At 64.5% G+C, this 26,500-nt stretch carries 26 protein-coding genes and 1 other annotated feature; all 26 genes read right to left on the reverse strand.

Annotation, left to right across the window (positions count from 1 at the left end):
- Positions 1 to 12 precede the first annotated feature (12 nt).
- The 26 genes from NYP07_RS08190 to NYP07_RS08310 all read right to left on the reverse strand — a co-directional run bounded on the left by NYP07_RS08190 (position 13) and on the right by NYP07_RS08310 (position 26,489).
- The gene (locus NYP07_RS08190; protein WP_268149242.1) at positions 13 to 1,638 is read right to left on the reverse strand and encodes an efflux RND transporter periplasmic adaptor subunit; all 1,626 of its coding nucleotides are present in this window, start codon (positions 1,636 to 1,638) and stop codon (positions 13 to 15) included.
- 12 nt (positions 1,639 to 1,650) lie between these two features.
- Positions 1,651 to 2,952 carry a TolC family protein gene (locus tag NYP07_RS08195; protein ID WP_088481192.1) on the reverse strand — a complete coding sequence of 434 codons (1,302 nt, stop codon included), beginning with the start codon at positions 2,950 to 2,952 and terminating at the stop codon, positions 1,651 to 1,653.
- A 107-nt stretch (positions 2,953 to 3,059) separates the two neighbouring features.
- Positions 3,060 to 3,440, reverse strand: a complete 381-nt coding sequence (locus tag NYP07_RS08200) for a DUF2946 family protein (protein ID WP_088481193.1) — start codon at positions 3,438 to 3,440, stop codon at positions 3,060 to 3,062.
- 155 nt (positions 3,441 to 3,595) lie between these two features.
- Positions 3,596 to 3,946 carry a CzcE family metal-binding protein gene (locus NYP07_RS08205; RefSeq protein ID WP_144397095.1) on the reverse strand — a complete coding sequence of 117 codons (351 nt, stop codon included), beginning with the start codon at positions 3,944 to 3,946 and terminating at the stop codon, positions 3,596 to 3,598.
- Positions 3,947 to 4,090: 144 nt separating this feature from the next.
- The gene (locus tag NYP07_RS08210; protein ID WP_144397096.1) at positions 4,091 to 4,408 is read right to left on the reverse strand and encodes a hypothetical protein; all 318 of its coding nucleotides are present in this window, start codon (positions 4,406 to 4,408) and stop codon (positions 4,091 to 4,093) included.
- Between the two features lie 301 nt (positions 4,409 to 4,709).
- A complete protein-coding gene (locus NYP07_RS08215; RefSeq protein ID WP_158218120.1) occupies positions 4,710 to 6,005 on the reverse strand; it encodes a hypothetical protein in 1,296 nt (431 codons plus the stop codon).
- Complete coding sequence (locus NYP07_RS08220; RefSeq protein WP_268149247.1) at positions 5,995 to 6,726, reverse strand: hypothetical protein; 732 nt, start codon at positions 6,724 to 6,726, stop codon at positions 5,995 to 5,997. Before NYP07_RS08220 ends, NYP07_RS08215 begins: the two co-directional genes overlap by 11 nt.
- A 32-nt stretch (positions 6,727 to 6,758) precedes the next feature.
- Positions 6,759 to 7,154: a hypothetical protein gene (locus NYP07_RS08225; RefSeq protein WP_268149249.1), complete on the reverse strand. Its 396-nt coding sequence runs from the start codon at positions 7,152 to 7,154 to the stop codon at positions 6,759 to 6,761.
- Entirely contained in the window at positions 7,154 to 7,588 is a 435-nt protein-coding gene (locus NYP07_RS08230) for a hypothetical protein (RefSeq protein ID WP_268149251.1), read from the reverse strand. The genes NYP07_RS08225 and NYP07_RS08230 overlap by 1 nt, the downstream gene beginning before the upstream one ends.
- A gap of 113 nt (positions 7,589 to 7,701) precedes the next feature.
- Positions 7,702 to 8,043, reverse strand: a complete 342-nt coding sequence (locus tag NYP07_RS24115) for a zinc ribbon domain-containing protein (protein ID WP_378990667.1) — start codon at positions 8,041 to 8,043, stop codon at positions 7,702 to 7,704.
- A gap of 39 nt (positions 8,044 to 8,082) precedes the next feature.
- Positions 8,083 to 8,424, reverse strand: coding sequence for a P-II family nitrogen regulator (locus tag NYP07_RS08235; RefSeq protein WP_268149253.1), 342 nt, complete (start codon positions 8,422 to 8,424; stop codon positions 8,083 to 8,085).
- Entirely contained in the window at positions 8,421 to 11,588 is a 3,168-nt protein-coding gene (locus tag NYP07_RS08240) for an efflux RND transporter permease subunit (protein WP_088481196.1), read from the reverse strand. Before NYP07_RS08240 ends, NYP07_RS08235 begins: the two co-directional genes overlap by 4 nt.
- A 13-nt stretch (positions 11,589 to 11,601) precedes the next feature.
- On the reverse strand, positions 11,602 to 12,783 hold the full coding sequence (locus NYP07_RS08245) for an efflux RND transporter periplasmic adaptor subunit (protein ID WP_088481197.1): 1,182 nt from the start codon (positions 12,781 to 12,783) through the stop codon (positions 11,602 to 11,604).
- On the reverse strand, positions 12,780 to 14,096 hold the full coding sequence (locus NYP07_RS08250) for a TolC family protein (protein ID WP_088481198.1): 1,317 nt from the start codon (positions 14,094 to 14,096) through the stop codon (positions 12,780 to 12,782). The genes NYP07_RS08245 and NYP07_RS08250 overlap by 4 nt, the downstream gene beginning before the upstream one ends.
- An 85-nt stretch (positions 14,097 to 14,181) precedes the next feature.
- Entirely contained in the window at positions 14,182 to 14,541 is a 360-nt protein-coding gene (locus NYP07_RS08255) for a hypothetical protein (protein ID WP_268149257.1), read from the reverse strand.
- Positions 14,542 to 14,703: 162 nt separating this feature from the next.
- Positions 14,704 to 15,171 (reverse strand): Wadjet anti-phage system protein JetD domain-containing protein, encoded by a 468-nt coding sequence (locus NYP07_RS08260; protein ID WP_158218121.1) that lies wholly within the window; start codon positions 15,169 to 15,171, stop codon positions 14,704 to 14,706.
- 194 nt (positions 15,172 to 15,365) lie between these two features.
- Positions 15,366 to 15,965 carry a hypothetical protein gene (locus NYP07_RS08265; RefSeq protein ID WP_144397099.1) on the reverse strand — a complete coding sequence of 200 codons (600 nt, stop codon included), beginning with the start codon at positions 15,963 to 15,965 and terminating at the stop codon, positions 15,366 to 15,368.
- 180 nt (positions 15,966 to 16,145) lie between these two features.
- Positions 16,146 to 17,546, reverse strand: a complete 1,401-nt coding sequence (locus NYP07_RS08270) for a hypothetical protein (protein ID WP_268149261.1) — start codon at positions 17,544 to 17,546, stop codon at positions 16,146 to 16,148.
- Entirely contained in the window at positions 17,543 to 18,532 is a 990-nt protein-coding gene (locus NYP07_RS08275) for an AAA family ATPase (protein WP_268149263.1), read from the reverse strand. Before NYP07_RS08275 ends, NYP07_RS08270 begins: the two co-directional genes overlap by 4 nt.
- Positions 18,529 to 20,592, reverse strand: coding sequence for a hypothetical protein (locus tag NYP07_RS08280; RefSeq protein WP_268149265.1), 2,064 nt, complete (start codon positions 20,590 to 20,592; stop codon positions 18,529 to 18,531). The genes NYP07_RS08275 and NYP07_RS08280 overlap by 4 nt, the downstream gene beginning before the upstream one ends.
- Before the next feature lie 742 nt (positions 20,593 to 21,334).
- A protein-coding gene (locus NYP07_RS08285) for an IS3 family transposase (RefSeq protein ID WP_268149267.1) occupies positions 21,335 to 22,563 on the reverse strand; the annotation gives its coding sequence in 2 pieces (ribosomal slippage) (positions 21,335 to 22,272 and positions 22,272 to 22,563; 1,230 coding nt in all).
- Positions 22,169 to 22,285 (reverse strand) — a sequence feature (AL1L pseudoknot). It overlaps the preceding gene by 117 nt.
- 139 nt (positions 22,564 to 22,702) lie before the next feature.
- Complete coding sequence (locus NYP07_RS08290) at positions 22,703 to 24,166, reverse strand: aminotransferase-like domain-containing protein (protein ID WP_268149269.1); 1,464 nt, start codon at positions 24,164 to 24,166, stop codon at positions 22,703 to 22,705.
- Positions 24,167 to 24,169: 3 nt separating this feature from the next.
- Positions 24,170 to 24,754 carry a LysE family translocator gene (locus tag NYP07_RS08295; protein ID WP_268149271.1) on the reverse strand — a complete coding sequence of 195 codons (585 nt, stop codon included), beginning with the start codon at positions 24,752 to 24,754 and terminating at the stop codon, positions 24,170 to 24,172.
- 125 nt (positions 24,755 to 24,879) lie between these two features.
- Complete coding sequence (locus NYP07_RS08300; protein ID WP_268149273.1) at positions 24,880 to 25,203, reverse strand: HNH endonuclease; 324 nt, start codon at positions 25,201 to 25,203, stop codon at positions 24,880 to 24,882.
- Positions 25,200 to 25,397: a hypothetical protein gene (locus tag NYP07_RS08305; RefSeq protein WP_268149275.1), complete on the reverse strand. Its 198-nt coding sequence runs from the start codon at positions 25,395 to 25,397 to the stop codon at positions 25,200 to 25,202. Before NYP07_RS08305 ends, NYP07_RS08300 begins: the two co-directional genes overlap by 4 nt.
- A 234-nt stretch (positions 25,398 to 25,631) precedes the next feature.
- Entirely contained in the window at positions 25,632 to 26,489 is an 858-nt protein-coding gene (locus NYP07_RS08310; RefSeq protein ID WP_268149277.1) for a PhzF family phenazine biosynthesis protein, read from the reverse strand.
- Positions 26,490 to 26,500 lie beyond the last annotated feature (11 nt).

Genomic DNA, 26,500 nt, shown 5'->3' on the forward strand with positions numbered 1-26,500 from the left:
TGGACGCCTCTTTCAGTGCTCGTGGCTGGCCGAGGCCTTGCCGGCTTCAGACTTGATGACGAAGCTACCCGACGTCGCGTACTGCGCGCCTGCCTTCAGGCCGGACGTCACCTCGGTGCGCTTGCCGTCGCTTCGACCCAGCTCGACCGGTACCGGCGCAAAGCCGCTCGGCGTACGGACGAACACGATGGACTTGCCCTCCATGGTCTGGATGGCGTCAGCAGTCACCGAGACCGGGACGCTGGATTCGCCAGCCGAGACCTCGACGTTCACGAACAGGCCGGGACGCCATGCGGTGTTGGGGTTGTCGACAACGACGCGCGCCTGGGCCGTGCGGGTTTGCTCGCCAATCAAGGCGCCGACATAGGCCACCTTGCCGACGGCCTTCTGCTCGAAGGCGGTGGACTTGATGACCACGTTCTCGCCGATGCGCACCTGCGGCAGGTCGCGCGCGGGCACATTGATCTGAGCCCAGACGGACTTCAGATCAGAGATGGTGAAGACGTTGGTGTCCTCACGCACCTGTTCACCCAGCGCGATGTGCTTCTCAACGATGATCCCGTTGAAGGGCGCGCGCAGCTCGAACCGGTTCAGGGCCGACGAGTCCGCCGACGCGCCAATTGCCTGCAACTTCTGGCGTGCGTTGGCGACGGCGATCTCGGCTTCGCGCATGGCCTGCTCAGCCTGCTGAACGTCCTGCTGGGGCGAGATTCGCTGTTCGAAGAGCTGCTTCTCACGTTCGTAGGTCGTGCGAGCCAGTTGGAGGCGCTTCTGGGAGTTCTGAAACTCGGCTCGCTGGTCGGAGACGCTGGAGCTGCTGATGACAGCCAGGACCTGGCCCTTCACGACCTGTTGACCCAGGGACACGGCGACCGATTCCACAACGCCACCAACACGCGGCACGACGTGAGCGGTCCGGTCTTCGTTGAAGGCGATCTCGCCGGGCAATTGGAGCGCCGAACGGATGGTTGAAGGCGCGGAGGTATCCAGCGAGATGCCCGCTGCCTTGATCTGGTCTGCGGTCATGGTGACGGCACCCTCATCCTTGACAAAGGGGAACTGGGCGACGCCACCGCCGGTCTGAACCTCAACGGTGCCCTTGAACAGGTGCGGCTCGCTGATGATCTGGGCGCTGACCAGGGCACCGCCTTCGAGTGCGAACGCGATCTTTTCGGGGTTCTGCCCGGGACGCTCCAGCGTCACAGCCACTTGCTGCTGGCTGAGCTGCAGCGGCTTGCCGCCCTTGGTCAGCCACAGCTTGATGCGAGGAGATCCGCCCTGGTCGGCCAGGAGAAGCTCAACGCTGACTTCCTTCTGCGTGCCGATGACGTCACCACCGTTGGCGCCCTTCTTGGCTTCTTCGTGGTGCTCGCCGTCACCGTGACCTTCGGCGTCCTTGTGACCCTTTTCGCCCTTGGCCTCGCCATGGTGCTCACCGTCGGCGTGCCCCTTTGCTTCATCGTGGCCGTGACCATGCTCTTCCTCGGCGGCAGGTGCACTGCCGCCCATGCGAAGGATGGACACCGTACCGACGGCGCCCAGCGCCAGCACGGCGGCAATGGCGATCAGTTGCTTCTTGCCCAGGCTGCCACGCAGGCGGTCGAGCGTGCTTTGCTTGTCGTTCATCGTGAATTTCATGTTGGGTGTGCCTCAGGGGCGATCAGTCGTGGTGCCGAGCTGGCGGTCGATCTCTGCAGCAGTGCGGTGAACTTGGGCCACCGCGGTGTAGTACTGGCTGCGGACCTGAAGCCAGGTGCGCTGGGCATCGAGGGCGTCCAGGAAGCTGAACTTGCCGAGCTCGAAGCCGGTCTTGGCCGCCTCGTAAGCACTCTGCGCACCAGGCAGCACCTCGCGGCGCAGCGCTTCGACCTCGTCCTTGCGCGCCTGCAGGAGGTCTGCCATCTGCAGCACTTCAGAGCGCAGGCGCAGCTCCTCGGCCTGGGCGTTGGCTTGCGCGGCGTCCCGGCGACGCAGAGCCTCCAACTGGGCGCCTTGGTTCCGGTCAAAGAACGGAAGCGGCACCGACACGCTGAACACAGCCTGCGTCCGACCCAGTTCCTGGGCGCGGCGGGCACCAACGCCCACAGTCACGTCCGGCACGCCTTTGGCACGAGCAAGGGTGTAGCCCGCATCGGCGCGCTGGACCTCAAGCAAAGCGCGGCGCACGGCCGGCGCATCGGGCAGCCGCGCCATGATGTCGGGCGCTGACGGGGCTACCGGCAACACGTCGACGCTGCCGTCCAGGCGCTGGATGGTGCCCTCAGGCACGCCCATAACGGCGGTCAGCGCACGCAGCGCGGCCGAACTCTCGGCTTGCGCTTGGCGCAGATCGATTCGAGCGGTTGAAGCAGCGACTCGAGCGCGCGTCTCCTCCGTGGGCGACACCTTCCCGGCGGTCACCCGACGTGCGGCGGCATCAACGCCACTGCCGGCGATCCGCAGCGATTCTTCAGCGACCTTGACGCGCTCTTGGGCCGTCAGTGCGTCAAAGAAGGCCTGGACGGCCGTGGCACGGATGTCAGCGCGGCGAGCGATCAGATCCAGCGCTGCAATGTCCTTGCCGCGCTGTGCCAGCTCAACCCGCGCCGCTCGCTTGCCGCCGGTCTCCAGCGTCTGGCTGAGTTGCATCGTCGTGACGCGGGTGCCGGACTTGAGGTCCTCTTGGTCCACGCCAAGCACCGGATTCGGGATGAGGCCGGCCTGGCGGACAGTGCCGTCATTGGCATCGAGCTCGGCTGCGGCGGCACGAAGCTGGGGGTTCTGTGCCAGCGCCGTGTCGACCGCCGTCCTCAAGGACAACGGCGTGGTTTGCGGGGCGACCGTCGGGGTGGCTGGTACTGTCGCCTGAGCGATCTGAACGTCAGCGGAAGCGGGAGGGATCCCAGACGACTGCGCCTGGGCAAGGGAGGAAATGAGTGCCGCGCATGCAAGCGGCACGAAGGTTCTGCGCATCGAAAACTCCAGGGTTGTAGGGACAACGCGAGGGTTTCGGCGAGTGCAGTGCTGCGGCTAGGGCCGCATCAAACGAGAGGGGTTGGAACGAAACTGCGCTCGCCGAATCAGGCGACGCGCCAGTTGGGGCGTTCGAGGAGGTCAGGCCCGCGCGAACGGAAGGCCTGGTTGGACGCAGGGTCCAGAGTGAATGCGACGTTGTTGTCGAATTGCAGCGCGACGGGCACCAGCGGCTTCGCGAAGCTCAATTGGCAATAGCCACAGTCGTTGTCCCCGAGCAGCTTGCCGCCCTTGGAAGGCGACTTGTCGTCGAGATGCTTGCCGGACACCTTGGATCCGGCATCACCGGGTACCCCATGCTCATGGGCATGGTGACCGATGTGCGCCTTGGCAGGGATCTGCTCGTGCTGGCAATAGGCTGCCGCTGCCGACCAGGCGAACTGGACGGGCAGGATGAACAGCAAAAGGATGGTCAGCCAGCGACGCATGGACCGGATTGTGTCTTGAAACGGTTAAACGAGGGTGAATTGGCCTTGGCTGTTCCAGTGAAATCGTTCGCAAAGCAGCGGTGCTTCGCCTTACTGGAAGCTGTTCGCCCAGACCCGCGGTTCGTTTCCGACCGCGGATCGCAGGGCTCGGAGGGTCATGCGCCTTCGCTATCGGCGCGGGACACGTAGACCATCAACTTCTTGTCGGTGAAGCCTTGGGGCGCGATGTCGCGGACGTCGAGTGCGCGATGGCTGGCGGAACTGAATTTCCACGTGAAGCTCTTGCCCGCGCTCTGGAACGTCACCACGTCGCCGCAGTTCACGTTGATGGCCTTGCCAGCATCGACCTTGACCACACGCGCGCCTTGGGTGGCGGTGACGGCCTCGCCGTGGACCGACTTGCCGTTGAACATGCGGTCGTTCCCAGCGGCAGTACCTGCCTGGGCAGCGCCCACGGCGAACACAAGGCTGGCGATCAGGGCGGAGGCGGAAATGGTGCGGTTCATGAGAGTTCCTACTTCGGCGGACGGGTGACTCGGGAGAGCCACCTGAGGCGTTCACCATGGAAGGAACTTTAGAAATCCGTCCCCAACGGGAAGCGTGGCCTTCGCATTACAAATCCGTCATGTTGGCGCCAGCGTGACCCGCGGCTACTGTCCTTTGCATTTGCCGCTGGCCACCGTGTGCAGGTAGATCGCGAGCTGGACCAGGTCTGCCTTCAGGTCCTTGCGCGGCCCCAGGCAATCGCGCTTCTCGGTCCGAGTGATTGCAAGCGCGATGCGTTCGTCCTTCGACAGCCCGCCGAGCTGGAGTGCGACGCCAGCGCTATCGGCCATCCTGCGGAACTCCGGGCGCGCGCCGGCCATGGCCACGCCAAGATCAAGACGGATCGGCGGTGGCACGGTGCCGGGTTCAAGCTGTTCTGGCTCACCTGGCTGCTTGTCGGCATTTACATCCTGACCAGCCATTGGAGCCGTGCCCGACGGCTGCGCGTTGCTCGCGGCGCCCCTATTCCATCCCGTCCGTGAGCTTGCCGCTTGAGGCCTTCTAGCAGGGACGGCCGCGACGACCTCAGGTGCCGCGCGGCGCAGGGGTACAAGTCTGACGCTGATCGATGGGCCAGGGGCAGCTCCAACTTGAGGAATCCAACGCAAGTGGCTGGCGCTGAGCACGTGGATAAACAGACCACAGATCAACACTGATGCGGCGGCCGCGGTGGCTCGAACACGCCAGCCGGGTCTCGCCACCGCGTTCCAGTTCTCGGTAGGCCTACCGGAACCAGTCGTCATCCAGCACGTCCTTGCCCAACGCAATTTCCCGCTCAGCCTCGAGCATCACCCGGGAGATCTCTGAGTCAGGCAGCGTGACACGCACAAGGTGGGAACTTGAGACCGTCACAACGGCGTCCGGATGCGCCTCATGAACGCGGGGTTCGGCCAGGATCCGGGTTGTCTCCTTGTCCAAAGGGCTGTACGGCTTCATTTCCTCCACAGCCTCCCGGAATTTCATGAGCTGGTATTCGAGTTGGCGGCGAAGGTCGAGATCGATGTCGGCCTGGCGCTCAGCAAGCATCTCCGCGAAGGCGCTCGACTCGCGACCGACCTGATCGGCCAGCTTCTTCTCCGCCGCTTCGGCGTCTCGCAGCGCCCTCACTGCCGTCGAGATGCCTACATACAGGGATGCATACATCTGCGTGACTGGCATGTTGTAGTCAGGGGTCCCAATGCCCTGACGAGGCTTCACTTGTGAGCTCGACACCTGGTGATAGAACGTACCTGCGCCATAGGCATCCCTTGCCCATTCAAACCGCTGTCGGACGGCATCCAGTATCTGTGGATAGACCGTGCTCCAGACCCCACTGACGGCAGGCCCGCGGTCTTCCGTGAAAAGCCTGTTGACGGGGAGAACCGTGCACCGCCCCTGATCCGCCATCGCCTTGATCTCCCGCTGGTACCGCTGCGCCACCTCCGCGCCCCGGGCGTCGACGATCAGAATGAAGTGGCACTTGTCGAGTCCAACCTCTTCGAAGGCCCTGAAGATTTCGCAGATAGCACGCCCTGATACGACCGTGTCCACGAAGATGAAGTTCTCGGTTGGGAGTTTGCTGGGCAGCGCTGCCAGCCAGTTCCTCTTGGCCAGGTTTTCGACCAGTACCTTGTAGAACGTGAGGTAGGGATCAGTCCCGTCACGTCGCACGATCCCAGCAAGAACGCGGCTCCAGTAGCGCCTGATCGCCGCCGTAGTCTGCGTTGCGTCCTGCGGGTCGGCGGAGAACGGCAGGATGAGCTTCTGATGGAACGGGGAGTAGGTCAGCTCACTCATTTCCTTCAAGCGCTCGTCATAGGTCGGCAGCGATCGGATATCGAGACGCCAGGCAGCCGCGGCAGCGCTGATGAACGGTACTGCGCCTCGGCTAGGCACGACCAAGTGCCGGTAGCCCTCCTTGACCAGCACGCGGATGTACTCCGACAAATCCTTCGACGCGCGTGCGTAGTCGATCAGGTTGTCGGCGTTGAACTCGTTCTGCCAAAGCGCCGTCAAAGGCAGCGCTGATTCATTCGTCACTTGGCACGTCCTCCTTGTCGGCACGTCCTTCGGGTCGATCAATCCCTTCTGCCAGCACGACGCGAACCTCGTCCGTTTCCGGCTTCCCGAGCTGAACCAGCCACGCAGAAATCGGATTGGCCGCCCCACGCGGCTCGTCATCCTTAGGATCGAACTCCAGACCAACCTTGGCATGCGTCCATAGCACGCTGGTCAGGTACAGAACGTCCTTGTAAAGCTGTTTCCTCGACGAGGTCACCAGTTGCTGGTGTTGTTCCAGAGAGACCTCGCCGAAGGGGTTGGGCACGTGAAGGTGCTCGCCGGCGCGCTCATAAATCTCGACGAAGCGCTCAAGGGTCTGCTTTTCCTTCCCCTCATTGAAGTGCCACAGGCCGTCGCCCATCACCTGGACGCTGCCAATAGGGATCGGCAGGAAGTGCGGCGTGATCTTCGAGAGTCGCTTCAGGATGTCTCCGACCTTCCAGTCACGGGTGTAGTCCGGGTTGTCCTTGGCCTCCATGCGCAATGCGGCATAGCGCGCCTCGTCCGATGAAATTCCCGCGAAGGCCACCAGTTCAATGACCTTGCGCACCTGGAGCCAGGAGAACTCGTTGTCCGTGTCCAGAGTGAGCGTGCGGGACTTCTTGGCGCCCAGGATGCGGTTGACGGCGCGCAGGCGGCGTTTCACTTCCACCATAGCAACGTGGTAACGCTCGTGGGCTTTTGCTCGGCCGTCGGTCATCGCAGTTCTCCTCCAACGCGATCGGTTCAGCTTCAGGGTGCAAGCAAGCAGCTCAGCAGGGAGGCGTTCCGGTACGCGACCATCAAGGCATTGCGAGTAATTCCGTCAGCGCGTCCGCCCACGACCTGCACGTTGGCAGTCTCGATCACCTGCTTGAGCTTGCGCGCTGAGTCATGAATTTCGGTCAGGTCATGCTCGAGAGAAATCGCCAGGCGCAGGATCTCAACGTGACGATCCGCGTCCTGGAGATGCATTCTCAGCTGGCGCTGCCAGGGCTTGGTCGGTGGCGTCCGCTCGAGGAGCCCTCGCACGATCACGTCAATGTCGCCGATGGCTTTGCCGATTGCCTCGAAGTGCGCCGCCGCTGATTCAGGAGGAAGGTCGGGAGCCATTTCCTCTTTCTCAATGTCCTGTCGCCTCTTGTCCATCATTCACTTCCAGCCACCTTCACGTCGGCCACCAGGCGACTCTTGATCGCCCTATCCCGGATAGAGGCATCAGCCATTTCCAGGCGGTACCACTCGTTCCAGAACCAAAGGCTGCCGATCAGCTCCACGAAGAGCACTTGGCCGGCGTCTCCACGAAGTTCAAGGTCGCCCTTGCCCTTCTTCCACTCATAGCCCAGCCGATGAGAACCCGGCGTCAGGATCAACCTGACGAATGACGCCGGCGTGGTTGCCACCAGAGCCCCGCCATCGACCCCGACGTTAACCACGTTCACCACATCACCCCACCGCCGGCGCACGAGGTAGACGACGAGGCTGCCTGGAACGGGCTCGAACTTCTTCGCCTGTGCGTCTGCCGCCAGATCTGGCACTGCTGCAGGCGTGCACGTCGGCTTCGATCCTGTCTTGGTCTTCACCCGGAAACAGTATCTGTCGTCGGGTGGTTTCAGAGGCCGCTCCGCGCAGCCAGACAAAAGCGGTCCCGCGATAGTCGCAAGGCACGCAATCACAGTACGTCGATTCATAGCTACTACGGCGCCGGCCTGCCACACTGGTTGCAGAACCGTGCGCCCGGGGCGAACGGCGTCCCACAGCCCTGGCAGGCGGCAGCCACCAGTTGGCCGCCGCAGCCGCTGCAAAACCGTGCACCGGACGCTCCTGGAGTGCCGCACTTGGCACAGATCAAGCCGCTGGACGCGGCCGTAGCTGGTTGGGGCGGTACGTTCTGCGCAGGCGGGTAGTAGCCGTCCCCGTGACCGCCATGGCTGCCGTGACCTCCATGTCCGCCCTCGCGCGAGCGTCCCCCTCCGTGGTACCCGCCGCCCCCGTGACCGCCCAGTCCGCTCTTCAGCAGTCGATCCAAAAATCCCATGTGTTGCTCCTTCGTAGGGCGCGGAGTTCCCGCGCCGGTTCAATGAATTTCGTGCGCGGCGTCGATCGTCGTGACGTAGACCCAGCCAGCCGTGCGCTGGCCCGTGCGCGCCGATCGTCGGATCGCCTTGACGATCTCATCGACGCAGTCGTCGTCGCAATGCAGCTCGAGCCGCACTTCGTTGACCACCGCGAGGCCGAGGTTGACGGAGAAGTGCTGTTCGGCGTCGTCGATCGGCGGAAGGGTTCCCTGCGAAGGCGTGGCGCTCAGGTGGTAGTGATGCGGGTCGCCGTCCAGGATCTCCCAGGCCTTCGTGGACTTGATGGCCTCGATGACGTCTGCTGCGCGATGGCTATGGATGTAGGCCTTGATCTGCTTCATGTCGACTCCTCGGGTGGTTCTGGGTGGTGCACGCCAATCTCGTTGGCGGCGTGCGACGCGGCCGGCTCCCTAGCGGCCTGACGTGCTGCCGCGCGGGACTCGGACCATTCGTAGATGAGCGGCAGCAGCAGCAGGGTGAGCGCCGTCGACGTGAAAAGGCCGCCGACCACCACCGTGGCAAGGGGCCTCTGCGTTTCCGCTCCGACTCCAGTCGAGATCAGCATCGGGATGAGACCCAGGATGGCCACCGAAGCCGTCATCAGCACCGGTCGCAGGCGCAGCGCTGCCCCGTGGCGCACCGCCTCGCGAATCGGCAAGCCTTGGCGCCTCAGGTCGTTCAGGAACGAGACCATCACGATGCCGTTCAGCATGGCCACGCCGAATACCGCGATGAAGCCGATGGCTGACGGCACGGACAGGTACTGGCCACTGATGAAGAGCCCGACGATGCCGCCGATGATGGCGAAGGGCACGTTGGCGATGATGAGCGTCGCGTGCCGGACCGAGTTGAATGCCGTGTACAGCAGGATGAAGATCAAGCCGATGGTCAGCGGCACGATCACCGCCAGGCGCGCCATGGCGCGCTGTTGGTTCTCGAACGCCCCGCCCCACTCGACCCAGTAGCCGGGCGGCAACTTCACGTTAGCTGTCAGGCGAGTGCCGGCCTCCTTGACGAAACTGTCCACGTCCCGGCCTTTGACGTCCATCTGCAGGACGGAGTAGCGCTGCAACGATTCCCGGCGCACAAACGAGTAGCCCTCGGCCATCTCGATCTTGGCCACCTGCGAGAACGGCACGAGCGCACCCTCCCCTGTGCGGATCGGAATGGCCGCGATCGAAGCTGGGTCGGCGCGGAACTCGTCAGCGAGGCGTACCGCGATATCGAAACGTTTGGTTCCGTCGATCAGCGTGCTGACCGTGGCCCCGCCGATACCGGCCTGAACCACCTCCAGGATCTCGTCGGCATTGATCCCATACCGTGCTGCGGACTCCCGATCGACCTTGATGACCAATTGCGGCTTGCCCTTGTTGGCTTCGGCAGATAGGTCGGCCACGCCCGGCACCTTGTTCAGCACGTTTTTGATCTCACCAGTGAGTCGGTCCAGCGTGTTCAGATCCTCGCCATACAACTTCAGAGCCAACGTGGCGCGCACGCCAGAGATCAGTTCCTCCACCCGCATCTGAATCGGCTGCGTCGCGCCGAAGACAGCCGTCGGCACCTGCTTCTCCAGCGACTCTTGCATCTGGGACGCCAGGCCACCGTAGGAGATCTTGTCCGGCCACTCGGACTGCGGCTTGAGCTCCAGCAGCACCTCCATGTAGTTCACGTCCGCCGTCTCGCCCCGTTCGGCGCGCCCGATGGTTGCCAGCACGGTCTTCACCTGCGGAAAGTTCTTTCGCAGGTTGGCGTCCACCTCGTTCGAAACCCGAATCGATTCATCCAGCGATGTGGACGGGATCCCGGTGATCCGGAACATGATGGAACCTTCCTGCAGTTGGGGCATGAACTCCTTGCCCAGGAAGGGGAACAGGGCCAAAGAGCCGATCAGCAGCACGACCGCGATGCCTACGACCAGGCGCTTTCTGTCCAGCGCCCAGTCCAGCAGCGGCAGGTACACGCGCTTGGCGCGCGCCACGATGAAGGTGTCCTTCTCCTCTTTAGGCTTGAGAATCAAAGCGGCAAGCACCGGTACCAAGGTCAGCGATAGGAGCAGTGAGCCGGCCATCGCGAAGGTGATGGTCAGGGCCATCGGCTTGAACAGCTTCCCCTCCAAACCGCTGAGCGAAAACAGCGGCATGAAGACCACGATGATGATGAGGATGGCAAACGCGATCGGGTTGGCCACCTCGCGCGCAGCCTCGAGGATCAAGTGCGTCTTGTCGATCGGCCCGCCCGACTCCTTCGCGTGGGCCAGAAGCCGGAAGGCGTTCTCAACCATGACGACAGCCCCGTCGACCATCATTCCGGTCCCGATCGCCAACCCGGCCAGTGACATCAGGTTGGCGGAAAGACCAAACTGGTTCATCAGCAGGAAGGCGATGAGCATGGCCAGCGGGAGGGTCACGATGACCACCACGGCCGAGCGCACCTCGCCCAGGAACAGGAACAGGACGATCGCGACCAGCACCGAGCCTTCGACCAGGGCGCTCTCGGCCGTCTTCAACGCCTTGGCGACGATCTCCGTGCGGTCGTAGATCGCCTTGAGTTCTACACCCTTAGGCAACGCCGCCTGGGCGGTCGAGATCTTGGCCTTCACCGCGTCGACGACGCTTTTGGCGTTCTCGTTGACGCGCGCCAGGGCCATGCCCAGCACGGTCTCCTTGCCGTTGCGGGTCACGGCACCGAAGCGCAACGCCGGCGCTTCTTTCACCTCGGCTATGTCGCGAACGTAGATGGGCGCTCCATTGCGCTCCTCGACGACGATGGTTCCGATGTCAGCTGTGCCTGTGACGAGCCCAAGGCCTCGCACGAGGTACTGCTCCGCGCCGAGGTTGATGTACTGGCCGCCGACCTGCTTGTTGTTGGCTGCCAGGCGCTCCATCACCTGTTTAAAGCTCAGGCCGTACTTAATGAGCTTGCGCGGATCGATCTGGACCTGGAACTGTTTCTCGTGACCGCCCCAAGAGATGACATCGTCCACACCCGGTGCCGTGCGCAGGATGAGCCGAACTGTCCAGTCATGCAGCGTGCGCAGATCCATCGCGGTCAGCTTGCTGTCCGCCGACTCGATCGTGTACCAGAACACCTGCCCAAGGCCGGAGCTGTTCGGTCCGAGCACTGGCTCCCCGTAGCCTTGCGGCAGGCGCTCCTTGGCCTCCTGCAGCTTCTCGCCAACCAGGCGGCGCGCGAAGTAGATGTCGACGTTGTCCTTGAAGTAGACGCCAACATAGGACAGGCCAAAGAGGGAGACCGAACGCACCTCCTCCACGCCCGGCAGGCCAGCCATGGCGCCTTCGATGGGTGTGGTCAGCAGCTTCTCCACATCCTCCGCAGCGAGGCCAGGGGATTCGGTATAGATGTTCACCTGTATGGGCGTCACGTCCGGAAACGCGTCTACAGGCACTTCCCGGAAAGCCTGTACCCCCAGCCCCACCAGCACGGTGAAGGCGACGATGACAAGGACCTTGTAGCGCAGGGAGGCGTCGACGATGGCATTGAGCATGGTTGACTCCTGCTCAGTGTTCGTCGCCGATTTGCGACTTCAGCACGCGCGCCTTGAGCGCATAGGTGCCTGCGATCACGACCTGCTCGCCGACCACCAACCCCGACTTGACAACAGTACGTCCGGAGAGCTTGTCGCCGAGCTCAACGGCGCGCTGCTCGTACCCGCCCTTGGCGAACAAGAAGACGGTCGGCTGCCCCTGCATGAGGACGATGGCAGCATCTGGCACGCTGATGGCCGTAGACGTCGGTGCGTCGCCGCCCGTATCGATGATCGCTTTGGCGAACATCTCAGGCTTGAGTCTGCCGTCCCTGTTGGCCACCTCGATTCGTGCGGGAATGGTGCGGGTCTCCTTGTCCAGCAAACTCGCCACGTAGGTGACCTTCCCCTGAAAGGTCTGGTCTGGATAGGCCGCCACCACCACACCCGCCGCGACGCCGGGCCTCACCTTGCCCAGCTGGTTTTCGGTGAGATTGGCTTCCACCCAGACGGTCGACAAGTCAGCAACGGTGAAAAGCGGGTCACTGGGCGTTCCCAATTCGCCAACGGTGGCCTTCTTCTGCACCACGGTGCCAGTCAGCGGCGCCGTCAACGGGAACGTGGATTCGACGCGGCTCAGCCGCTTGGGATCCACGCCCAGCAACTTCAGCCGGTCCTCGGCGGCACGCAGGGCGACAGCGGCGCGCTCGCGCTCGGCCTTGAGCCTGAGGAAGTCCTTCTGCGCAATGATCTCCTCAGCGTTCAGCGCGGATGCGCGCTTGAAGTCCGCCTCAGCCGCACGATCGGTGGACTGCGCCTGAAGCAAGGCCACCGAAGCTTCACCGATGGCAAGGCTGTCCAGTGTGGCCAATGGTTGCCCCGCCTTCACCTGGTCTCCCAGATTGGCCGACACCCCGACGATGCGTCCTTCGACCCGCGGCGCGACGCGCGCGATACGGTCCTGGTTCACGCGGATGGTGGCCGTGACGCTGATGACGTCCGGTACCGGCTTGTTTTGCACGGTCTCGTACTGGATGCCGGCACGCTGTGCCTCGTCGGGCGCTAACTTGAGTCCTTCAGGACCACTGGCCTTTCCCGAGGGAGCCTCGGCAGACTTGGCGGGATCAGGCTTGTCGGACTTGCCGCATCCACTGAAAGCCAAGACAACGGCCATCGCTGCGACCGATGCCAAGATGGCGACTGGGCGGTTCTTCATGGTTGGGTTCCTTGATCCTCGGCGGGAACCCGCCCTGCGGCGTGTTCCAAGGCAATGCGGGTGGTCTGGAAATCGACCAGTGCGTCGATGAGGTCACGTCGCGCGTCCAGCGTCTGCCGGTTCACGACGATGAGTTCCAGGAGACCAATCTCTCCCGCGCGCTGCGACTTCAAAGACAACTGCTCGTTGTCCGCCAGCGTGGGCAGCACGGAGCCTTTAAGGCGCTGCACCCTCTGCTTGAGGCTCTGTAGGCGATACCAGAGCACCCGGACCTGGCTGTCGAGATCCCGCCGGGCCGCCTCGCGTTCGATCTGTGCCTGCGTCAGGTCCGTGGACGCTTGGCCGATGGCCGCGTCGTTGCGACGGAAGACCGGCAGGGGCAGGGACACCGACAGCGTGGTGAGGCGCTCACGCGCGTCCATGCTGCCTTCCCGACCGACGTTGACGCCAACTGTGACGTCCGGGTACCGCCCTGCCCGCTCGAGTCCAAGCTTGGAACGCGCGCTGTCGACGCGCGCCGTCAGCGACCGCAGTCGCGGCTGCGAGGACGCTGTCGCGAGCAGGTCGTCCACGTTCGGCAGACCTGCATCCAGACCTCGCTCCAGGTCCCCGGTAACCTTAGGCAGGATGCGGCTGGCAGCCTGCATCGCGACACCTAGCTCAGCCGCGGCGTCATCGCGCTGCTCTTGCAGCATGGCAAGTTGGTTATGCGCTCGCTCCGACTCGACGGCGGCTAAGTTGGCGTCGAGCTTGGTGTCCTCGCCGGCAGCCCTGCGCTTTTGAACGGCGTTGGCAGTCCCTTCAAACAGGCGCACCGCCTGTTCTTCGACGGTGATTCGCTGCTGCAGCCCGAGCACGCGGAAGAACTTCTGCGCCACCTCGGCGCGAACATCCCGCCGGGTGGCCTCGATGTCTTCTTGTACGGCCGTGAGTGACGCGCCGGCGATGTCACGGCGCAGGCCCTGCTGTCCGGCGATTTCCAAAGCCTGCGTGATGCCCGCACCCCACTCCCACCGGCGGTCAGTGGGCAAGCCTGCCTGCGGCACATCCCGCCGCGTGCGGTCGATCGACACCTGCGGGTTGTTGTAGAGCGGCGAACGAGCCTCCCGGCGCGCGCCGTGAGCGGCGTCAAGCTGAGCCTGCGTGGCCCGCAAGGTGGCGTTGTTGGACTCCGCGATCTGCAGAGCCAAAGCCAGGGTCAGGTCCGGCTCTTTACCGGCCGGCGCAGACGCCGGCTGTGCTGAAACCTCCACCCAACACATGGCGGCGGACATGAGCACAGCGCTGGCAAGTACCAGCGAACGTTTTCGCATCGAATTCTCCTAGTGGCATGAACCAACGGGGAATCCGACGAGACGTCGTCGAGGTCAGAGAGGGGATAGCGCGCGTCTCGCCGGATCAGGCGATGCGCAATCTGTCAGGTCGTTCTGGCAGCCCAGGGATATGGGACGCGTGCTCTAGCGGCTCCGCAAAGACATCCTGGTTGGGGGGTGAGTCGGCGGTGATCAGCACATCCACGCTCGGAACGCTGAAGCCGAAATGGCACATCTCGCAATCAGCATGCGACAGGCTGGCCGCCTTGGTTTCCTTGGTCTGCGCCTGGCCGGAATGCTTGTGCTCGTGATGGCCGAAGTGCTTCGCGGCAATGCCGCTTTCGTGGCCGCAAAACCCGGATGCCGCTGCCCAGGTGAACTGCACCGGCAGGACGATCATCAACAGGATGACGAAAAGGCGTCTCACGCGGTGCAGTGTATCCACGGCCAAGAGAATTGCCAGCGTCGACGTGAAGGACTGACGAGCACGCCCCCAAATTCGTCATCCGAGAGCGCTTCGAGAAGCGCTTCAATCTATCTGTCTAGACGACCAAGTACGTCCCGCTGCAGCTTTGACTCGAGCGCCAGGCACAGCTGAGGCGCCTGACTATCGTGGCGTCGGCACGATGACCCGCATGCCTTCCTGTTCATACGCAAGCTTTCGCTCGTCGACAAAGGCCCATTCCCGGTTCCAGTCGCGCGACGCGCAGATCCGGCGAATCGTCCGGAGCTCGCCATCGTCGAGGGCCTTGCGGGCGCCCTCGCTTGCTTCTTGGGTCTCTCTATTCAGCTCCCCACCCATGCCGTACAGCCTGAGTGCCCGCCCCTCATCTTGGCAGGCGGCGGCGAGCCGGTTCGCAATTCGGAACCCGCCGGCGTCGATGTCACACCAGTGCCTGACTTCAGCTGCATCAGGTAGCGCCTTCAGCATCAGACGGTAGATCCGCAGCCATGAGGGGCTGGGCATGCCCGCTGTGTAGATCAACGCGCAACCCCGGTCCGCCAAAGGAAGGCGTGCCAACTCATGGAAGGTGGATAGGTTCTCGACGGTCAGCAATGTGTCGACCTCGCCCATCGGCTCAACCCCGTCGATATGCGTGGGCGACAGGCCTAGATACGGCCGACAGACATCCAGGGCGTGCCCGTTATACATCACTCGGACGCTCACACTCAATGGTGAAGCTGTTCTCGGGATCCCTCCAGCCGCTCCAAGCCCGCCACGCCTCAAATCGCCGCCAGCCATAGACCCGGATCACATCCGTCGCACCTCTATGCCACTGCCAGTCTGACGACTTCGACAAACGGACCTTCGAAGCACCGTTCTCCTATCCGCCACGCGCTTACGGCAGCAACAACCAGCAGCGTATTCCCAGGAATATGCGCTCCCTCCTTTGGAGTGACGCGGCCGGTCCAGGTCATGTTGACGCGCTCGCACACCGGTACCTCCTCGGCCACCAGTGAGTCATCGATGCAGATGTTGAAACGGTCCTCCATGTACGCCCCGCCGATCGACGCAAGGACGTCAGGGTCTGCAAGCATCTGTTGTCCGACCATGCGCTTCAACGCCTCTTCGAAGATCTTGAAGTCGGTGTGCACTTCAGCCCATTTGCTTCGAGTAGAGAAAGCCACCGAAAGCAGTTCCTGCAGAGAGCCGGCCAGCGCGCTGTGCCCAAGTGCCAGCGCTCGGCACCGCGCCAAATCCAGATCGATGACCACGTGCCGCGCCTTATGGAAGTTCCTGAGCTCAGACCCCACTGCTTGGGCTGTCTGCAAAGCAGACAGCGAGGTGTAGCCCAGGCAAGCCGCGACCAGTTCCAGAGCATGGCCGAGCTTGATTGAAATGTCGTCTGCAGCGGCTTGCTTGCTCACGGCCCTCGCAATTGCAGAGATATCAATGGTCATAATTAGTTACTTTGGTTTTGGCGTGGTCGGCTGCCGGCGGCCGTCAACGCCAGATGCCACCCCTGGACGAAGATGGGCGACGCAGGGGCAACCTCTAGACACGGCGCTGGGATCTACAGGCCGGAATCCGGCCCAGGCCACGGTTGCTTATGGCTGTGACACCGCACCGAGCGGCGGGTCGCCAGGCAAAGACAGGGATGGCTTTCCCGCGGTCGTCGAGGTCACCAGACCCAGCGTCGAGGCGTCCTCTGGTGCTTCGATCAGCCAGTGCCTCCGGTAGCGCGAAGCCAGGCGATCCACCGTGTTCAAGTCCACATGGGTCCGAACTTCGAACTCGAGTCCGCCCGGCTCGGCTGTCGGGCGCAAGCGCCAGGGCAGCAGGAAAAGCGCCTGATCGGGCAACTCGGACCACGCCACCTGAACGCCGTACCGCAGCTTGCTCATCCGGATGAGGCTGCGAACGAACAATGCTTGCACCTGACGGGCAACCAGGAGACGCATCGCGCCCGTGTGCGATGGCAGCCAAGACCAAAAGGGTTGAGCCTTAGCTGCGGGTGGCGGCAATTCACCCAGAACGAAACGCTGCACTTCGAAGGCTGCTGCCGTTTGCCAAAACGCTGCAGCCACCGTCGACACACGCAAGTCCACGCGTGCCGCGCTATGCATCGCGTTCTCCACGCCTGGCGGCATCTCTTTCAATCTCACGTGCTTGGCGAGCCGCGTGGCCAACTCCTCAAAGGCCCCGATCACGGCACCACGGACCAACGCGAAGAACTTGGGGCGGTTCAGAGGGCCATCTTCTGCAGCGAGCATGAATGACTCCGTCCGGATTTTGAGGAGCCCGAGACCCATCGACGGATCTCCCCACAGGGCGTGTGCGTGGTGCAGTCGCACCAGCACTGGACTCGCGGCAACCTCCGCCAGCCTGTCGCACCGAAGCTCGCTGCGCGATTCGCCCGGCGCCGGCGGATCGGTCACCAACCGCCGTAGGGCGGCGAAACGCTCAACGGATGGATGGCCAACCGCGCAACCGACCGATGCCCGGCGACGCTCGCTTGCCATGTTGTGATCGCAGGCGCCGCAGTAGAAATGGTTGCGCGCCAGCGCCAGCGCGTTGGTCGGTATGGCGCGGCCGCAATGCGGGCAGCCCATCCGAAGCGGCTCCAGGTGGATCGGGCACAGAACCAGTTGAGGCAACTGGAACAGCGGGGAATGGTTGCCCACCTGCAAGCACGACCGGCAGTAACGCAAGTCACCGAGCAAGACGCGCCTGGGCGGGCGCCCCGCCAGCAAGTCCGCTCCGCGCGCCTGGGCCCACATCGCCGGATCGATCGCCATCGCCTCTGCCAGGTCCAGGGCGACTTCCTCTCCCAGATGAAAGATGGACGGCTTCATCTGCCACTTCTGCTTGGACAGCGTGGCGGCCTCACTGACGTCCAGCACCATGTCCGACGAAAATTCGACGAAGGCGATGAAGGCCGACTTCTCCAGTTTGAGGTCAAGGTACTGCTTGCCGTGACGGTTCCAGATGCGTGAGCTGTCTGTCATTGCGTCGCCTCCTGATGGTCGACCGCTGGCGCCTTGCCCTTGCAATAGGACAGCATGACCTTCTTGAAGCCGTTTCGGTCGAACGCATCGAGCACCGTGTGGTGAGTGACCTCCTTCTGATCGTTGTCCGGGTCGATCAGGAAGAAGAACAGATAGTTCAAGGTCTGCCTGAGGTAGGCCATCGGGAAGAACAGCTCCATGTTCATCTTGTCGACGTCGTGAACGGACCGGATTGCTTGCTCAATCGCTGGCACCAACCTGACGATCGACCAACCGCCCTGAGCGCGCTTTGGAAAATGCTTCCAAGTGAAGTGGTGATCCGCGCCATCCAGCGCCTGCAGGAACTCGGCGATCTGGTCGAACGACAAGCCACGAAACTCGCGCAGTTCCTGGAACTGCCGGCCCATGATGTGCAGGTTCTTGTCGACGTTGGCAATCGTGGACTGAAGTTCAGGCTGGCCAATGCATATGAGGCAAGGGATGTACTTCTTTTCTGAGATCGCCGCCTCCATCAAAGCGAATTCACCGTACAGGTCCGGTGCAACGTTCTGCAGTTCGTCGCCGATCACAACGACACGCCGCGTCTGTGGTGTGCATTTCAACCAGATTTCGTCCATCAACCGAATGCGCAACGATTCACGCTCGCGGGCTGTTGAGCGAACTCCCAAGTTGGTCAGGGCCCGCTTGAGCAGTTGCTCGGGCTTCTTGAACTGTTCTCCGCCGAACTGCAACCGGACGACGACGACCGTGCCACCGAACATCTCCAGGGCCACTTTCTCGAAGTACTTGGCAAACTCGGATTTCCCAACCCGTGGCAGTCCCCAGAAAGCGGCGCCGCATTGGTCGCAGTTGATCCACAGCGCCGCGGCCTGTGCGGCATCTTCGATCTGTGGCGTCCAGCTGATGCCTTCGAAGAAATAGAGCGATTCGACATTGCTCGGCAGAGGTCCTGCATCTTCCGGCGGTTCATTGACGCTATCGCTCATCGCATCCCCCTCGGCACATTGAAGCGGCGACCAGGCAGTCGGGGCGCCACGCTCGAGCGCGCCGGCGCGGGCATCGCTGGCCCTGTCGATGGGTCACGAGTGGCGGGCGCCCTCATCGGGGTCGGCGGCACGTAGCCATCGTTGTAGACCAGGGGCGCCTCTTCGCTGCCGTATTCGATCTGTGCTGCAGCCAACTCCTCCGGCGTCACCATGCGCTTCAGGTAGCTCATGAAATAGCAGAAATCCTGCCCGATGGACCAGTCGGTCTTGGCATCGTCGGCCAGGAACTGCAGCATCTGATAGACCGATATCTCCTTGGCTTGGGTCTTGAAGCGAGCAGCCTGCTTTCGTCTGCTGATGATCTGCTGGATGCGATGGTCGAAGGGCACGCGGCCCCAGTCCCCTTCGCACCTCAAGGTATCGACGTAGGCCATGTCGTCGTTGCAGATGATGGCTGTGCGCAAGTCGTCGTAATCCTGCAAGATCCAGTACTCTCGGACGCCATCGGGCGGATTGGCCTTCAGCCATTTGCTCGAATAGCGGCGATCCACGGGGCTGATCAGAATGAACGGAAGCCGCCCGCTGGTGGTGATCTCGCACTTCACCGGAAGCCGCTTGGGCGCACAGAAGTGGTAGCCCTCTCGCTGGTGCTCGGGCAAGTAGTTGGGCTCGAAAGTTCCGCGGGCCAACAGTTCCTTCATCCGCGTGAAGGAGTCAAGGTAGCCTGCTGACGCCGAGTCCGATACGTTCTCGTTGGCCAGCTGACAGTAGAGACCCTGCTCATAGTGGTTGAAGTGCACGAGCTTCTCGGTCGGACAATCGGCGATCTGGCGAAGCGGATCCTTCGGACCGCTGCCTAGTGCCCCGGGCAGTTGAAGGTCAAAGCACTTTCGGGTGCGATGGATGTTGGACTCGACTTCGGGTCGGCCTAAGGGCGTGCCTGGAGGGCCCAACACCACGCGCCCCCCGAACAGCCGCATGACCACCTCTTGCAGGTCGTTGAACAAGTGGGCTAGGGCGTTGTCCAGATAGATCACCACCGGCACAACGAACTTGAGCTTCTCGAAGATGTCCTGCGGGAAGCCTGCCCCTTCAACCGGCTTCATATTCGGATCCACCATCGGTGGAACCGGCTGGCCGAGCACTGCATTCTTGAGGAGCTTGATGACGTCCGCGCCCTTGGCCTGGCGCGTGAAGCAGACTTGGAAGGCGATGTTCATCGCGTAGTCGCCGAGGCTACGCAGGCGAAGGACAGGAAACCGGCGCACGCGGACGATGTCCCCACCCCAGCGCACGCTTGGGATGATCACCTTCGCTTCCAGGTTGGAATCGCACTCGTCGATCACCCAAGCCAGGTAGTCACAGAACGGCGTCCTGGCTTCGCCATCACCCGACAACGACGCGGCCGTCACGGCTGCGGCCTTGCCGCTGTTCTTCTTGATGTGTGCAAGCAGGTATTGAGGGATGTATTTCGTCTTGAACCAACGCAGCAGCGGTCTGAACCCCTTGGTCGCGCACCGAAGGGGATAGTCTTCGTCAGTCAGCCCCTCTTCCTTGCAGATCGCTTGAAACTTGGTGTGCAGCGTCTTGTCGCCGATCTTGTTCGGCCTTTGTTTACCGTTCAGGAACTCGACGAGCTTGGTTTCTATGGCGGGGCGGTCGGTAAAGAGCTTGCCAAACAGGCCACTGAAACCGGCGGTTGGAGCGTCCTGCGGATCCGACGGCTGGAGATCGGCAGTGCGCACCCGGTTGCTCTGCACTTTGAAGCGGACAAAGGCTCGCGTCCCCGTGATGCCGTTGCCTTCCTTCCAAGGCTCGATTGCCGTCTCGATGTAGTCCAAGACCCTGAAGGGCCGCATGCCGGCGGCCTTGGCAAGGTCGGCAACAGACTGCTTCTTGGTGAACAGGTCCGCCGCCTTGCACAGGCCGTCGTAGCGATCCAGCTCATCTACCGGTATCGTCGACCTTGCCTCCCGCGGCCACGACGCGAACTCCTGAAAGTCCTTTGGCAACTTGAGCAGCAGCGCCTTTCGACGCATCTCCGATTTCCGGGCGCTCATCGGGGCCACCTCTTGGGTTGAAGCCGAACCGAAGGTTGCGACAACCCTTCAACCCACCGCGAGAGCGCCTGACGGCCAAGGCTCCTGGTGTTGAGCGGATAGTCGTCGTCTCCCAGGCCTTCGCGCTTGCACGCCTGAACGAGCACTTGGCGCAGCTCGCGCAGCGTTAGCGAAACCGGCCGCGGCTTTTTGTTCAGATAGGCTGTGAGGGCCTGTGAGATACGCGGGTGCTGGGAAAGCAGTCGCCGAAAGGCTCCCCGGGGCACGCGATCCGCGCGCGAGCCGTCACCGGCCGGAACGCTCCGCCGGCCGTTTTTTGAAGAGGTGTCCATTCAATGGCCCTCCTCATCGGCGCTGAAATTGCTCAGGTTCTGATTCGACTCGTTGGAGCAACGCGCGAACGGCATGCTCAGCGGCCGGGCTACGACGCTCCCGACCTCCGAGGAGGAGGACGTCGCGCGCGGCAAATCACATAGCTGCGCTAGCACCCGACGGGTGTGGCCTGACTTCGCAATCGCCGTCAGATGGAGAAGCGATACGCCCTGACGAGATGGTGCAAGGATTGAAGTCATTGCATGCCTCCTGCAACCGCGGAAGTGTGCAACTCGCCGTCTTGACGATGGACAACTAGGTGACCGGCCACATGAAGCCGGGCCAGGCGTGCCCTGATCAGGTCACGTGGCGCGTCGATCTGCGAGCAGAGTGAATCGCACCGGCATTCGTGGAGGCCAGTTGGTGTGAGTCAGACCGCAGCGGCCTGACGTTGGGCGAGTTGCCGGTAGTAGTTTGCCTCGGCCTCGGAGGGCGGGATGTAGCCGATGGGCTCCAGCAGCCGGTGGTGGTTGAACCACGCGACCCATTCGAGCGTGGCCAGCTCGACCGCTTCCTTGGTCTTCCACGGTGCGCGGCGGTGGATCAATTCGGTCTTGAACAGGCCGTTGATCGTCTCGGCCAGCGCGTTGTCGTAGCTGTCGCCCTTGGAGCCGACCGAGCCCTGGATGCCCGCCTCGGCCAGCCGCTCGCTGTAGCGGATGCTGAGGTACTGCGAGCCCCGGTCCGAGTGATGGATCAGCGCCCCGTCGCGCTCGGGCTTGCGCGCGTACAGCGCCTGCTCCAGCGCATCGAGCACGAAGTCGGCCCGCATGGAACTGCTGACCCGCCAACCGACGATGAAGCGCGCGAACACATCGACCACGAAGGCCACGTAGACCATGCCCTGCCAGGTCGAGACGTAGGTGAAGTCGCTCACCCACAACTGGTTCGGCCGCTCGGCCTTGAACTGTCGGTTGACGCGGTCCAGCGGGCACGCCGCCTTGGCGTCAGGCAGCGTGGTGCGCACCCGCTTGCCTCGCCTGGCCCCTTGCAGGCCCTGCAGCCGCATCAGCCGCTGCACGGTGCAGCGCGCCACAGCCACGCCCTCGCGGCGCAGCTGGCGCCAGACCTTGCGATGGCCGTACACCTGCAGATGGCTCGTCCACACACGCTGGACCTGCGGGGCCAGTTGAGCATCACGCCGCGCCCTGGCGGGTAGCAGCGCCGGCTTGCGCTGACGCGCGGCGTGGCGCCAGTAGCCCGACGGGGCGACCTGCAGCGCCTTGCAGATCAGCTCGACCCCGTAGTGCTCGCGCTGCGCGTCGATGAAGCGCCTCACTTCTTGATGTGGCGGTCGAGCTCCGCCTTGGCGAAAAACGCGCTGGCCAGCTTCAGAATCTCGTTGGTCTGGCGCAGCTCGCGCACCTCGCGCTCCAACTCGCGGATGCGCTGCTGCTCGGCGGTGGTGGGCCCGGCGCGCAGGCCCTCGTCACGCTCGGCTTGGCGAACCCAGCGCCGCAGCGTCTCGGCCGTGCAGCCGATCTTGGCCGAGATGGACTCGATGGCCGCCCACTGCGACTCGTACTGGCCTTGCGACTCCAGCACCATGCGCACCGCGCGCTCGACAACTTCCGGGGAAAACTTCGGGGACTTCCTCATCATGGCTCCATGTTCTCAAACGAAGGAGCCTCCTCGGATGCCGGGGCGATTCAAACAGGGCGTCCATACGGAGCATGCGTGGTGGAGAGGCCCCCACTCTCGCGGCTGCCGCGTTAGCGCCGCATAAGGACGGCGCGGATCAACGCTCGCTGCCCAGCGGCGGGTGCGGGCTGCGGGCGCGCTCCAGCGCCAGGCGCGCGCTGGCCGCGGCGCCCAGCTGCTCCTGCAGGTATTGCGCGAGCCGCGGCTGCTGGCTGAAGGCGGCGTTGAAGCGGATGTGCGGGTCGCTGGCGCCGTCGGCCGCGAAGGTGGCGCCGCGCACCAGCAGGATGCCGCGGCGGAAGGCCTCCTTCACGACGCCGTCCACGTCCGCGCCGGCCGGCAGCGCGCCCCACAGGAAGAGGCCGCCCTCGCCCGGGTGCTCCAGCTGCACGCCGGCCTGGCGCAGCTGGCGCGTGGCGGCCACGCGCGCCGTGGCCAGGCGCTGCTGCAGGCGGTCCAGGTGCTTGCGCCAGCGCCCGGCCGACAGCACCTCCAGCAGCACGAACTCGTTGAGCGCCGCCGTCGTCAGCACCGAAACGATCTTCTCGCGCAGCAGCGCCTTCAGCAGTCCGGGCTCGGCGGCCATATAGCCCAGGCGCAGCGACGGGCTCATGGCCTTGCAGAAGCTGGAGTAGTAGATGACGCCGTCCAGCGCCGACAGCTGGGCCAGCCGCGTCGGCGTGCCTGGGTGGAAATGCCCCTGCACGTCGTCCTCCGCGATCAGCACGCCGTGGCGCTGCGCGAGCATCAGCACGCGATGCAGATTGGCCGCCGTGCTGCCCCAGCCGGTGGGGTTGTGCAGCACGCTCTGGATGAAGAGCAGGCGCGGCCGGTGCCGGGTGCAGGCTTCGTCGAGCGCGGCCAGGTCGATGCCGTCGTGGCGGCGCGGCACCGGCACGATGTTCACGCCGGCCTGGCGCAGGCGGTCGAACAGCAGGAAGTAGCCCGGCGTCTCCACGGCCACCGAGTCGCCGGGGCGCAGCAAGGCGCGGCAGATCAGGTCGATGGCCTGGGTGCCGCCATAGGTCGTCAGCACGCGGCCCGCGTCCACGGCGATGCCCTGGCTGCGCAGCAGCGTCGCGATGCATTCGCGCAGCTCCGGCAGGCCCTGCGGCGGGCAGCGCGTGGCCATGCCCGCGTGGGCGCGCGCCAGGCCGCGCTGCACGGCCGCGGCAGGCACGGCCTCCTCCAGCCAGGTGGCCGGCAAAGCGCCGCTGCTGGCCAGCAGCACGCCGGAACGCTGGTCGTTGGCCTGCTGGGCCAGCCAGACGGCCTCCTGCTCCTCGCCGGCCTCCACGCGCACCGCGTCGGGCATCGCGTCGGCCGGCCCCTCGGCGACGAAGAAGCCGGCCGTGCCGCGCGAATCGATCAGGCCGGCGGCGACGAGGCGGTCGTAGGCGATGACGACGGTGTTGGGGCTGACGCCCAGCTGCGCGGCGAGCTGGCGGATGGAGTTCAGCCGCGCACCGGGCGGCAGCTGGGCGCAGCCGATCAGCGCGCGCAGGCGCTGCTCGATCTGGTCGGCCAGCGGGGTGGGCGAATCGCGATCCAGCGAGAACATCGGTCAGTACAGCAGCATCAGGGCCAGCAGGGCCAGGGAGGCGGCCATGATGGCATTGAACGCGCGGCGCCGGCCGGGGCTGGACAGCAGGCGGCCGATCCCGCTGCCGAACAGGGCCCAGCCCGAGATGCAGGGAAAGCCGACCACGGCCCCGGCCAGGCTGACGGTGAGCGCACCGGCCGGCAGGCTGAACTGGGCGGGCATGAAGACCGACGCGACCGTCACCGCACGCAGCCAGCTCTTGGGGTTCACCGCCTGGAAGAGCGCGGCCTGCACGAAACCCAGCGCCTGCGGCGGCCGGTCCAGCGCGACCGGCTGGCCGACGAGCCGCCAGGCCAGCACCAGCATGTAGAGCGTGCCGGCGAGCCTGAGGGCGGCGTGCAGCGCCGGCCAGGCGATGAACAGCGCGCCCAGCCCCAGGCACATGACGAAGGTCAGCAGCGCGACGCCGCTCACCATGCCGAGAATGGCCGGCAGCGTGCGCCTGTAGCCGTGGTGGGCGCCGCTGGCGACCAGCATCATGTTGTTCGGGCCGGGCGTGCCCGACATCAGCGCGCAATAGGTCAGGAAGGGCAGCAGCTCGTTCATGCAAGGCATCGGCAGGGAAGCGATGCCGGCATTGCAGCGTGCGGGCGGCCGGGCGTGAAGCCACAGCGCTGGCCGGTGCGCACTGCGCTGTATCAGCGCGGCCACCCGTACAGCGGGAGCCCTCCCTAGGCCGAGCGCTGCCGCACGCGGTGGAAGCGGCAGTATTCGCGCTCCCAGTTGCCGTTGTCGCGCGCCTGGGCCAGCGTCAGCCACTGCAGGTTGTCCGGCGAGTTGTCGCCCTCGGCGCAGGGCGGCACGACGTAGTCCACGACATAGCCGGGGCAGGCGCCGGCGGGCCGGCCGGTGGCGGGGCAAGGCGAGTGCTGGCGGAACTCGGCCACCGCCGCCAGCGAGCGGTGCGGGCGCGCGTCCGAAGGCGAGGCCAGCACGAGGAAGGCGGCGGCCAGGGTCAGCATGGCCGCCGTGGCGACGCCCGACGGGGCCTTCACAGCAGCACCCGGCGGACGTCGATCTCGGTGTCCTCCCAGGCCGCCACGTCGGGCTTGGGCGGCTCGACCGGCTCGGCGGGCCTGCCGGGCTCCAGGCCCTGCGGGGCCGCCTCGTGCAGCCCTTTCACGCGCCGCATCGTGTCGCGGATCTGGTGAAGCGAATCCTGCGCGAGTGCGCGAAGTTGAGGCTGCATGGCGGGCTCCGGTGTCGATACAGCCAGTCTCGGCGCCGGGGCGCGCGAGCAACATCGCCCTTAGGGGGCGGTCGATGGGGGATGGGCGAAGGGCATCCCCCGCCGTCCCCCCCCAAAGAGGGATGGCGCCGCGCCAAAAACAACCTCGGCGCGAGGCCGGGGCTGCAAACGCCGCGCGCGGCAACAGGATGGGTTTTCAAGTGATGACCCCTCGTGCGCACGGGAAGCGGGTTTTCATATCTCCACCAGCAGGCTGGAGACTCTGCTTGCCTGACCACCCACGAAGACGCTGCGGATCGCCGCGCCTTCGGCGGCCAGATCGACCTGGATCAGGCTGGGGCTGGCCGGCCGCATGAATCGACCCTGTTCGATGTGGAGCCGCGGCGCGCGGATACCGAGGCGGTGATGCAGATAGCAGGCCAGCGGGCCGGCGGCCATGCCGGTCGCGGCCTCCTCCGCGATGCCATAACGCGGCGCAAACATCCGCGCCGCGGCGGCGCTTGCGGCCCCCCGAGTCTGGCGACAGAAGGCGTAATAGCCCACGAGATCCAGGGGCGTGCTGATCCGGGCGATCAGCGCCGGGTTGGGCACCAGGGACGCCAGCGCCGCCTCGTCCTTCAGGGGCAGCAGCATGAAGGCATTGCCGGTGCTGACGACCTCGGGGCGCAGGCCGGCCGCCAGGTCATCCGGCCCGATGCCGAGCGATGCGAAGACCTCGCGTTCCAGCACGCCATCGGCCGGCAGGGGCATGAAGCGCGGCGGCGTCTGCTCCATGAAGGCCTGCTCGCCACGAACCAGGATCTCGCGCGGCCCGTCCACCGTTTCCTTCGAGCTGCTGCCATCGCCGATCCGGCCCAATTGGCGCAAATGGCAGAAGGTGGCGATGGTCGCGTGGCCGCAGTGCGCGATCCGGCGCGCCGGCGTGAAGAAGTCGAGCTTGAAGCTGGCGACTTCGGACGCCGAGACGAAGGCCGTCTCCGACAGGCCGACCTGCCGCGCCACGGCCAGTTTCTGCCCATCGCTGAGTCCGTCCGCGTCCAGCACCACGCCGGCCGGATTGCCGCCCGTGCCGGCGTCGACGAAGGCATTCACGATCTCCACAC

This window comes from Pelomonas aquatica (genome assembly GCF_026712205.1).
In the GTDB taxonomy this organism is placed as follows: Bacteria; Pseudomonadota; Gammaproteobacteria; order Burkholderiales; family Burkholderiaceae_C; genus Pelomonas; species Pelomonas aquatica.

Coding starts and splice junctions, on each gene's coding strand:
- NYP07_RS08195 (WP_088481192.1), bottom strand. CDS start 2,952: ATGCGCAGAACCTTCGTGCCGCTTGCATGCGCGGCACTCATTTCCTCC.
- NYP07_RS08190 (WP_268149242.1), bottom strand. CDS start 1,638: ATGAAATTCACGATGAACGACAAGCAAAGCACGCTCGACCGCCTGCGT.
- NYP07_RS24115 (WP_378990667.1), bottom strand. CDS start 8,043: ATGGGATTTTTGGATCGACTGCTGAAGAGCGGACTGGGCGGTCACGGG.
- NYP07_RS08280 (WP_268149265.1), bottom strand. CDS start 20,592: ATGAGCGCCCGGAAATCGGAGATGCGTCGAAAGGCGCTGCTGCTCAAG.
- NYP07_RS08245 (WP_088481197.1), bottom strand. CDS start 12,783: ATGAAGAACCGCCCAGTCGCCATCTTGGCATCGGTCGCAGCGATGGCC.
- NYP07_RS08225 (WP_268149249.1), bottom strand. CDS start 7,154: ATGGACAAGAGGCGACAGGACATTGAGAAAGAGGAAATGGCTCCCGAC.
- NYP07_RS08260 (WP_158218121.1), bottom strand. CDS start 15,171: ATGGGCGAGGTCGACACATTGCTGACCGTCGAGAACCTATCCACCTTC.
- NYP07_RS08305 (WP_268149275.1), bottom strand. CDS start 25,397: ATGCAGCCTCAACTTCGCGCACTCGCGCAGGATTCGCTTCACCAGATC.
- NYP07_RS08270 (WP_268149261.1), bottom strand. CDS start 17,546: ATGACAGACAGCTCACGCATCTGGAACCGTCACGGCAAGCAGTACCTT.
- NYP07_RS08200 (WP_088481193.1), bottom strand. CDS start 3,440: ATGCGTCGCTGGCTGACCATCCTTTTGCTGTTCATCCTGCCCGTCCAG.
- NYP07_RS08275 (WP_268149263.1), bottom strand. CDS start 18,532: ATGAGCGATAGCGTCAATGAACCGCCGGAAGATGCAGGACCTCTGCCG.
- NYP07_RS08240 (WP_088481196.1), bottom strand. CDS start 11,588: ATGCTCAATGCCATCGTCGACGCCTCCCTGCGCTACAAGGTCCTTGTC.
- NYP07_RS08205 (WP_144397095.1), bottom strand. CDS start 3,946: ATGAACCGCACCATTTCCGCCTCCGCCCTGATCGCCAGCCTTGTGTTC.
- NYP07_RS08290 (WP_268149269.1), bottom strand. CDS start 24,166: ATGTTCTCGCTGGATCGCGATTCGCCCACCCCGCTGGCCGACCAGATC.
- NYP07_RS08220 (WP_268149247.1), bottom strand. CDS start 6,726: ATGACCGACGGCCGAGCAAAAGCCCACGAGCGTTACCACGTTGCTATG.
- NYP07_RS08235 (WP_268149253.1), bottom strand. CDS start 8,424: ATGAAGCAGATCAAGGCCTACATCCATAGCCATCGCGCAGCAGACGTC.
- NYP07_RS08250 (WP_088481198.1), bottom strand. CDS start 14,096: ATGCGAAAACGTTCGCTGGTACTTGCCAGCGCTGTGCTCATGTCCGCC.
- NYP07_RS08295 (WP_268149271.1), bottom strand. CDS start 24,754: ATGAACGAGCTGCTGCCCTTCCTGACCTATTGCGCGCTGATGTCGGGC.
- NYP07_RS08210 (WP_144397096.1), bottom strand. CDS start 4,408: ATGGCTGGTCAGGATGTAAATGCCGACAAGCAGCCAGGTGAGCCAGAA.